Genomic DNA, 8,997 nt, shown 5'->3' with positions numbered 1-8,997 from the left:
TTTTGCTTATAATATAAAAGCTGTCGTTACTAACGTTGAAGCTGTCGTGATGAAAATCGAAGCTGTCGTTACTAACGTTGAAGCTGTCGTGATGAAAATCGAAGCTGTCGTTACTAACGTTGAAGCTGTCGTGATGAAAATCGAATCTGTCGTTACTAACGTTAAAGCTGTCGTGATGAAAATTCAAGCTGTCGTTACGACACAAGAATAAAACACTGTGTTGTGCGATCGCCTACTTGATAATAAAAGTGCGATCGCGAAGTGACCTGAAAGAGTATCGCTCCCCCTCTCCCCCTCTCCCCCTCTCTCCTACTCGCCCCGTAATTTATTCAACTCTTCTTGTGTAAACGGATTCTTACCCGCCCTTAAGTCTTTCACCCAATTTTGCCGTTGTGCTTTCCCCTCAACATCTTCAGTTAATTTAATATAAACTTCAAAGTCTTTAATAGCACCTTTAGTATCGCCAGTTAGCGCCCTCGCCAAACCGCGACTATCAAGGATATCGCCATCAGTGGGTGCAAGGGATACTGCTTTTTCACAGGCATCTTTGACTACATCCTGAGCATGACCGCGCAGGCTACCATACCAACAAAGACTGTTCCAAGAATTAGCGAGAATTTCTTTTGATGGCTGTAGTTTTTCAATTTCTGTATAAAGTGCAACAGCTTTCGGAAAATCACCCTGCTTTAAATACTCCTCGGCTTTGGAAGTTAAAGCGGTTGCAGCTAGACTTTTAGCTACAACTTCTGGGTTATTTTGCACACCTTCAGTATCTGGATCGAGGTCGATTTTCGGGTCGAGTCGCAGTGCTTGTTTAAATTTGGCAACTCCACCGTCAAAATCGCCATTGTTTGCTAATTCTGTGCCTTGAGTAACATCTGCTGTTGCAGCCAGACTTTTAGCTACAGCTTCTGGGTTATTTTGCACACCTTCAGTATCTGGATCGAGGTCGATTTTCGAGTCGAGTTGCACTGCTTGTTTAAACTTGGCAACTCCACCAGAAATATCACCTTTGTTTGCTAATTCTCTGGCTTGATTAACATTTGCTGCTGCTACAAGCTTGTTGGCAGTAGCTTCTGGGTTATGCTGTATACTTTCGGTGTATGGATCTAAGTCGATATTGGGGTCAAGTTGCAGTGCTTGTTTCAACTTGGCGACTGTAGCAGAAAGATCGCTATTGTTTGCTAATTCTCTGGCTTGAGTAACATATTCTGATGCTAAAAGCTTGTTGGCAACAGTTTGAGGGTTGTTGTCTTTAACTTCTGCATCTGGATCTAGAATTATTTTGGAGTCAAGTTGCAGTGCTTGTTTAAAGTTGGCGATCGCATCCGCAATTTTACCTTTTTTTGCTAATTCTCTGCCTGCAAACGCTAATGTCAGAGATTTGGCTCTGACTTCTGGATTAATCTCTAATTTCGGGTTCCATTCTTTGGCTGTTTTAAATTTGGCAACTGCATCGTCAAAATTACCCTCATTGCCTAGCTTCTCACCTTGGGCAATCATCGCCGGAACTGCTGCCAACAAGATAGATTTATTTTGGCAAACTTTTAGCTCTGACAAAGTGTTTGGATGGATAATGAGATAATTTTGTAATCGATTACAGCCTTGAGAGAGTAAATTATCTATATCTAAATTCCAAAGTTTAATGGTGTTGTCAGCACTTCCAGAAGCGAGGGTTTTGCCATCAGCATTAAAGGCAACACTGTTAACTGAGTCGGAATGTCCCGTAAGGGTGCGAAACTTGCCAGTGTTAGTGTCCCAGAGATTGATCGTGTTGTCAGCACTTCCAGAAGCGAGAATTTTGCCATCAGGACTAAAGGCGATGCTGGTAATTGTATTAGTATGTCTGTTGAAAGTGCGAATTTCTCTGCCAGTGTTGATGTCCCACAGTTTGATCGTGTTGTCAGCACTTCCAGAAGCGAGAATTTTGCCGTCAGGACTAAAGACGACGCTGGTAACTGAGTTGGAATGTCCGGTAAGGGTGAGAGTTACTTTGCCAGTGTTGATGTCCCACAGTTTGATGGTTTTGTCATTACTTGTAGAAGCAAGAATTTTGCCGTCACGACTAAAAACGACACTCGAAACATAAGAATCTCCCGTCAGGGTGCGAGTTACTTTGCCAGTGTTGATGTCCCACAGTTTGATGGTTTTGTCATTACTTGTAGAAGCAAGGGTTTTGCCGTCAGGACTAAAAACGACGCTCAAAACTAAGGAAGAATCTCCCCTGAGGGTACGAAATTTGTCAGCATTGATGTCCCAAAGTTTGATGGTTTCGTCATAACTTGTAAAGGCGAGGGTTTTGCCGTCAGGACTAAAGGCGATGCTGTTAACTGAGAAGGTATTTCTGTTGAAGGTGCGAATTAGTTTATTAGTAGTGGCATCCCAAAGTTTGATGTTGGTGTCATCACTTGCAGAGGCGAGGGTTTTGCCGTCAGGAGTGAAGGCAACACCATTAACAGTAGAGGAATGTCCTTTAAGGGTGCGAACTTTGCCAGTGGTAGTGGTGTCCCAGAGTTTAATGGTGCTGTCACCACTTGCAGAGGCGAGGGTTTTGCCGTCAGGACTAAAAGCGACACTACTAACTAACTCGGAATGTCCAGCGAGGGTGCGAATTAATTTGCCAGTGTTAATGTCCCAGAGTTTGATGGTTTTGTCATTACTTCTAGAAGCGAGAATTTTGCCCTCAGGACTAAAAGCAACGCTCAAAACGAAAGAAGAATTTGCCTTAATAGTGCGAATTACTTTACCAGTGCTGGTGTCCCACAGTTTGATGTCGCCGTCAGAACTTCCAGAGGCAAGGGTTTTGCCGTCAGGACTAAAAGCGACGCTTCGGACACGGAAAGAACTTACCGTCAGGGTGCGGATTTGTTTACCAGTAGTGGTGTTCCACAGTTTAATGGTTTTGTCAGAACTTCCAGAGGCAAGGGTTTTGCCGTCAGGACTAAAAGCGACACTACTAACTAACTCGAAATGTCCCGTAAGGGTGCGAATTAATTTGCCAGTGTTGATGTTCCAGAGTTTAATGGTTTTGTCATAACTTCCAGAGGCGAGAATTTTGCCGTCAGGACTAAAAGCGACACTACTAACTAACTCGGAATGTCCCGTAAGGGTGCGAATTTCTTTACCAGTGTTGATGTTCCACAGTTTAATGGTTTTGTCAGAACTTCCAGAAGCGAGAATTTTGCCGTCAGGACTAAAAGCGACGCTTCTAACTGAGTCGGTATGTCCCGTGAGGGTGCGAATTACTTTACCAGTAGCGGTGTCCCACAGTTTAATGGTTTTGTCAGAACTTCCAGAAGCGAGAATTTTGCCGTCAGGACTAAAAGCGACGCTGGTAACACTAGAAGAATGTTCTTCCAATGAATTTTTTTCTTGAATCTCCGCCAGAATATCTTGGATTCTCACTATCGGACTAAAGGCAGGATAATCAACAATAGAATGCTTTTCTTTAACTAAATGCTTCAGGGTTTGCCCTGCCTGCATCGCTATCACTAAACCATCAATTTGATTTAACTGAAACCTTTCTAAGGCATAGTTCCCATCGCGTTCTACATCGATAGCTGTAAAAGCGTTTTTTCTAGCTTGTTCTGTCAGTGCTGCTACTCCTAAAGCCCCCAGCAGCGACACTCCCAAAATCGCAGCCCCAATGTAACTTTGTCGTCGTGTTTTTTGTTGCGCTTTTCCCAACAGCTTATTTGCTCGTTTCTCTTGCTCTAAAGCGATTTCTGCTTTCTGTCGTGCATCAGCTAATATTTGCTTTGCCTGTCTTTCCGTATCCAAGGCTATTTGCACTTCTTGCCGGTCTAACTGCTGACTTGCAGCTAAAAATTGATAATCTTGATCGCTTAAACTTTTCCCTACAGTCCATGTCTGAGCATCTCGCAATGTTTGCCCCCGCAACAAACGCGATTCATCTTGACAATCAGAATCAAACCACGCTGTTAACGCTTGTGCATAGGGACGCAGTTTGGCAAATGCTTGATCAACCCAACTTTGATTAAAAACCGCTGCGTAAATGCGGTTAGAAACTTTTAATCCCTGCTGCTTCACAACCAACCCGGAAAGCCGCAATTCCATTTGCTCGGAACTGTCATCCCCCGCAACTTCACCGCGTTGCAATATTTGCTGATATAATCCCAACAACCTGCCAGCACGCTGCTGATTTTGCAACAAGCGATCGCGTATCGTCCTTAAATGCTCCGGTTCATCCTGCGATTCCCAATATTTGATAATATGCGATCGCACTAACTCCTCAATTTGGGATTGATATTCTTCCCCACTCCCCCACTCCCCCACTCCCCCACTCCCCACTCCCCACCAACTTACAAACCTTCTGCGTGAGAAACGGTTGTCCACCAGTCCAAGTTAAAATTTCTCGTAGCACTGCTTGCGGATTACTCACCTGACCCACAAAGCCTTCAGCTAATGGTGCAGCTTCAGCGAATTGAAAACCAGTCAGTGCGATCGCTCTGCCAATATTAAACGGTGTCCGCTTTTTATCCGCAATCAAATCTGAAGGTGTCGCTACCCCAAACAGCGCGAAAGTAATCCGCTTGTATTCTGGGTTATCAGCCCGCAAGTTATAACAACTTCTAATTAAAGCAAAAAAATCATCTATCGAAAAACTCAAACTGAGGATGCTATCGATTTCATCCACAAAAATGACAATTTGTCCAGAAATCTCTACCAACAAAACATCTTCGATAAACTTGCCGAATCGCTGCACCGGAGAAAGTAAACTGTGACTCTCCCACCAGCTATCTAAATCAAACTTATCGTATAAATACAAACTGCCAACTATACTATCAATCACCCCTGCATACCATTGCTCAGGTGTGATATCCCAAGTTCCAATCGCGGTAATATCAATCGCCGCACAAGCAATTCCCTCAGCTTGCAAGCGTTCCATAGTTCTCACGCGCAAGCTAGATTTGCCCATTTGTCGCGAATTCAGCACATAGCAAAACTCCGCCGCCTTTAACCCCATGTATAAATCATCATCAGCCTGCCGCGTCACGTAAGTGGGAGCATCAGCCGGTAGACTTCCCCCAACTTGATATTCATACTTTGGGTGGGGTGCCTTCATTGGAGGAGGGGGGGAGGGGGGGAGGGGGAGGACGAGGGGGAGGGGGAGGGGAAGGGGGGGAGGTTTAAATTTAATAATGATACCAATAAAGCGGCATCTGTCCCGACAATTAAAATCGCCCGATGCAACATTTATATAACCATAATTAAAAGTAAAATAGCGATCGCTCGGACTGCCTACCTAATTAACCTTGTAATTTAAATTTACGTATATATTGCTTTGATATGAGTTCGCAATCTGACAAAATTCTCGTTGTAGACGATTCTCCCGATAACATATTTTTAATCAAAACCATTCTGGAGGAAGAAGGCTACACAGTCAGCACAGCAGAAAATGGTGCTTTAGCGATCGCCCAAATTGAAACATCTGGTTGTGACTTGGTATTGCTAGATTTGATGATGCCGGGAATGGATGGTTACGAAGTTACAAAACGTGTACGTGGTAATACGCAATTGCCATATATCCCGATTCTGCTGATTACCGCACATGACGCACCGAATGTTGCTCAAGGATTAGATTTGGGTGCTGATGATTTTATCCGCAAACCTGTAACAGTCGATGAATTATTAGCGCGAGTGCGATCGCTTCTGCGACTCAAACACAGCATAGACGAACGTGACGAAATAGCAAAACAGCGAGAAGATTTTGTCTCTCGTCTCACCCACGACTTACGCACCCCTTTAGTAGCAGCAGATCGAATACTAATGCTGTTTGGGCAAGGTGCTTTAGGAAATCTATCACCACAAATGGAAGAAGTTATCACCATCATGGCTCGCAGTAATACCAACCTGCTAGCGATGGTGAATACCTTATTAGAAGTTTACCGCTTTGAAGCCGGTCGCAAAACCTTGGCATTTCAACCAATTAATCTGCGATCGTTATTAGAAGAAGTTGCAGGAGAACTAACACCTTTAGCGCAAGCCAAATCACTTTGTATAAATCTCGATTTGACAGAGGAGTTAAGCAGTAAAATGATAGGCGATCGCTTAGAACTACATCGCTTATTCACCAACCTTGTAGGCAATGCTATCAAATTTACCGACACCGGCTCAATTACCATCCGCTTAACTTCTCAAGCTGAAATTGTTACCATTGAAATAGCAGATACAGGTTCAGGAATTCCCCCCCAAGAACAAACCACCTTATTTGAACGATTTCGCCAAGGAAGCCACAAAAGTTCTGGTAGTGGTTTAGGACTTTATCTTTCTCGTCGAATCGTCGAAGCACATGAAGGAACAATTCGAGTCAATTCTGAATTCGGTAAAGGTAGTGTATTTATTGTTAATTTACCCGTCAAATAAACGCAGATTCAAAGGTAGTATCCCATTTTTTTCAAAACACAAATAACTCTAATTATTACTCCGCGAACCTTTGCGTATACCTCAGCGCCACTCTGCGTTTCCAAATCAACTCAAACATTTTGAATGTGAGAAAAAAACATGCATACTAACTTATCCATCCCTGATATTATCCGCAAACAACGTGACTTTTTTCAAACAGGAGAAACAAAAAATATTGATTTTCGCATTGCCCAATTAAAAACTCTCAAACAAGCAGTAATTGAGCATACACAACTTATTCTCGAAGCACTGGAAGCAGATTTAAAGAAACCAGAATTTGAAGCTTATGCTACAGAAGTTTTAGTATATAAGGAAATTGATTCAGCAATAAAAGATATTAAAAATTGGACTCAGCCTAAGAAAGCACCAGTTTCCCTTGACTTTTTCCCGGCATCGGCACGAATTTATCCCGAACCGCTGGGAGTAGTTTTAATTATTGGTCCTTGGAACTATCCGTTGAACTTGATTATATCGCCATTGGTGGGTGCGATCGCTGCCGGCAACTGTGCAATTCTCAAACCTTCAGAACTCGCTCCTCATACTTCTCGTGTTTTAGCAGAAATTATTAGCAAATCTTTCGATCCGGCTAACATTACAGTGTTAGAAGGAGGTGTGGAAACAAGTCAACAACTATTAGCAGAAAAGTTCGACCACATCTTTTTCACCGGTGGCACAGCAGTCGGTAAAATAGTCATGGAAGCTGCTGCAAAACACCTCACACCAGTTACTTTAGAATTAGGCGGTAAAAGTCCTTGCATTGTTGATGATGACATCAATCTTGAACAAACTGTTAGACGTATTACTTGGGGCAAATTTCTCAACGCCGGACAAACTTGTATTGCACCTGATTATCTTTTAGTTGATAAAAAAATCAAAGATAATTTGTTAGCTGGCATCCAAAAATGCTTGAAAGAATTTTATGGTGATAATCCGGCAACGAGTCCTGATTATGCGAGAATTATTAATCAAAAACACTTTGACAGGTTGGTTAACTTCTTAAAAGATGGTAAAATTGTAGTTGGTGGAGAAAGTAATTCTTCAGAATCTTATATTGCCCCGACGGTGATTGATAAAGTTTCCTCAGCAGATGCAGTGATGCAGGAGGAAATTTTTGGACCCATTTTGCCTGTGATTGAATACACAGATATTGGTGAAGCGATCGCCTTAATTAATTCTCGACCAAAACCCCTAGCTTTATATCTATTTTCCCAAAACAAAAACCTCCAAAAGCAAGTATGTCAGCAAACTTCATCCGGAGGAGTTTGCATCAACCACACAGTCATCCAAGTTGGTGTCTCATCTTTACCATTTGGCGGTGTAGGTGAAAGCGGTATTGGTAACTATCACGGTAAAGCTAGTTTTGACACATTTTCCCATTACAAAAGCGTATTATACAAGCCTTTCCTGCTAGATGTTAAATGGCTATACCCTCCCTACAAAGATAAATTATCCTTACTAAAGCGAATTCTTGGGTAATAGGGCAATGGGCATCGGGCATTGGGAATTAGAGAAGCGGCTGTAAGTAATGCTATTCTAATACGATTCTTTCCATGCACAATGCCCCATGCCCAATGACGGCAGGTGCTTACTGCTGTGGGAACCCGTCCACCGCACAGCCAAACCTATGCCCAATGCCCGATGCCCCATGCCCAATGCCCATTAAAAGCTGCTATAACGTTCTTCAGCCCAAGGTTCACCACGACGGTGATAACCATTACGTTCCCAAAAACCGAGTTCTTCGCGCTCTAAAAATTCTAAACCATTAATCCATTTAGCACTTTTCCAAGCGTAAAGATGGGGAACAACTAACCGCATTGGACCACCATGTTCTGCTGGCAAATCTTCATCAAATACTTTAAAAGCAAAGAAGTTTTCTTCGCGTAAAAAGTCTTCCATTGCAATATTAGTAGTGTAGCCCCCGTAGCTGTGTTCCATAATGTGAGCCGCTTTCGGGTCTACCTCAATCAGCTTCATAAAATCTGTAATTTTAATCCCAGTCCACTTGACATCGAGTTTTGACCAACGTGTTACACAGTGAAAATCTGCTGTGAATTGATGTTGGGGTAATGCCATAAAATCAGACCAAGTAAAAGTCGCAGGTTTTGCCAAACCCCAAACTTTAAATTCCCATTCATCTATGTTAATTTTCGGCGTTGCACCGTAGGTTAAGACAGGGAAGCCTTTAGTTAAATATTGTCCTTGAGGAACGCGATCGCTTTCTTCTTTTTGTGGTTTCTGAAAAAATTTACCTACCATAATTGAAAAAAATAAGTTTTCTGAAGATAAGTAAGTGAGCGTAATTAAAGATAAAATCTACTCCTAATACGTAGTGAGCCAGCGCGGTCTTGGGGGTCTCCCCCATGAGCGACTGGCGAGGAGCGGAGGGTGAGCGGTTTACCGCTCATAGCAAAGGTTTTGAGTGCTGAAGCCCTCACTACATTAAAGCGCGTTTATTTTACACTCATTTACTTAATTAATCTTTATACGATTATTTACACGTTGGTCATCGGTCATCGGTAATAGGTAATAGGTGTTCCCAATTACCGATTACCAATTTCTCATCAACTCGAT

At 42.7% G+C, this 8,997-nt stretch carries 6 protein-coding genes and 1 pseudogene; 3 read left to right on the top strand and 4 right to left on the bottom strand.

Going from position 1 to position 8,997, the window contains the following annotated elements; translation table 11 throughout:
• A pseudogene (locus tag AABK37_RS25130) lies at positions 1-211 on the top strand (hypothetical protein); the annotation flags it as partial.
• A gap of 98 nt (positions 212-309) precedes the next feature.
• On the opposite strand, the gene AABK37_RS25125 reads toward AABK37_RS25130, so the two are convergent.
• The 3 genes from AABK37_RS25125 to AABK37_RS25115 are packed head-to-tail and all read right to left on the bottom strand — an operon-like array spanning position 310 to position 5,217.
• The gene (locus AABK37_RS25125; RefSeq protein ID WP_432554242.1) at positions 310-4,311 is read right to left on the bottom strand and encodes an AAA-like domain-containing protein; all 4,002 of its coding nucleotides are present in this window, start codon (positions 4,309-4,311) and stop codon (positions 310-312) included.
• The gene (locus AABK37_RS25120) at positions 4,253-5,086 is read right to left on the bottom strand and encodes an AAA-like domain-containing protein (RefSeq protein WP_432554241.1); all 834 of its coding nucleotides are present in this window, start codon (positions 5,084-5,086) and stop codon (positions 4,253-4,255) included. The genes AABK37_RS25125 and AABK37_RS25120 overlap by 59 nt, the downstream gene beginning before the upstream one ends.
• Positions 5,083-5,217 carry a hypothetical protein gene (locus AABK37_RS25115; RefSeq protein ID WP_432554240.1) on the bottom strand — a complete coding sequence of 45 codons (135 nt, stop codon included), beginning with the start codon at positions 5,215-5,217 and terminating at the stop codon, positions 5,083-5,085. Before AABK37_RS25115 ends, AABK37_RS25120 begins: the two co-directional genes overlap by 4 nt.
• 93 nt (positions 5,218-5,310) lie before the next feature.
• Here AABK37_RS25115 and AABK37_RS25110 point away from each other — a divergent pair, with 93 nt between their 5' ends.
• Together AABK37_RS25110 and AABK37_RS25105 are read left to right on the top strand one after the other, a co-directional pair.
• The gene (locus AABK37_RS25110; protein WP_432554239.1) at positions 5,311-6,387 is read left to right on the top strand and encodes an ATP-binding response regulator; all 1,077 of its coding nucleotides are present in this window, start codon (positions 5,311-5,313) and stop codon (positions 6,385-6,387) included.
• A gap of 138 nt (positions 6,388-6,525) precedes the next feature.
• Entirely contained in the window at positions 6,526-7,902 is a 1,377-nt protein-coding gene (locus AABK37_RS25105; protein WP_432554238.1) for an aldehyde dehydrogenase, read from the top strand.
• A gap of 183 nt (positions 7,903-8,085) precedes the next feature.
• On the opposite strand, the gene AABK37_RS25100 is transcribed toward AABK37_RS25105, so the two are convergent.
• The gene (locus tag AABK37_RS25100) at positions 8,086-8,682 is read right to left on the bottom strand and encodes a sulfite oxidase-like oxidoreductase (RefSeq protein WP_432554237.1); all 597 of its coding nucleotides are present in this window, start codon (positions 8,680-8,682) and stop codon (positions 8,086-8,088) included.
• Between the last annotated feature and the right edge of the window lie 315 nt (positions 8,683-8,997).

The sequence above is a fragment of the Tolypothrix sp. VBCCA 56010 genome, from assembly GCF_050875635.1.
Classification (GTDB): domain Bacteria; phylum Cyanobacteriota; class Cyanobacteriia; order Cyanobacteriales; family Nostocaceae; genus Hassallia.
The sequence above is the reverse complement of the archived record's forward strand: the minus strand, read 5'-3'. Positions and strand labels throughout refer to the sequence as shown.

Bases quoted from the DNA above. Each gene is read 5' to 3' on its own strand.
- AABK37_RS25120 (WP_432554241.1), bottom strand. From the start codon at position 5,086: ATGAAGGCACCCCACCCAAAGTATGAATATCAAGTTGGGGGAAGTCTA.
- AABK37_RS25115 (WP_432554240.1), bottom strand. From the start codon at position 5,217: ATGTTGCATCGGGCGATTTTAATTGTCGGGACAGATGCCGCTTTATTG.
- AABK37_RS25110 (WP_432554239.1), top strand. From the start codon at position 5,311: ATGAGTTCGCAATCTGACAAAATTCTCGTTGTAGACGATTCTCCCGAT.
- AABK37_RS25105 (WP_432554238.1), top strand. From the start codon at position 6,526: ATGCATACTAACTTATCCATCCCTGATATTATCCGCAAACAACGTGAC.
- AABK37_RS25100 (WP_432554237.1), bottom strand. From the start codon at position 8,682: ATGGTAGGTAAATTTTTTCAGAAACCACAAAAAGAAGAAAGCGATCGC.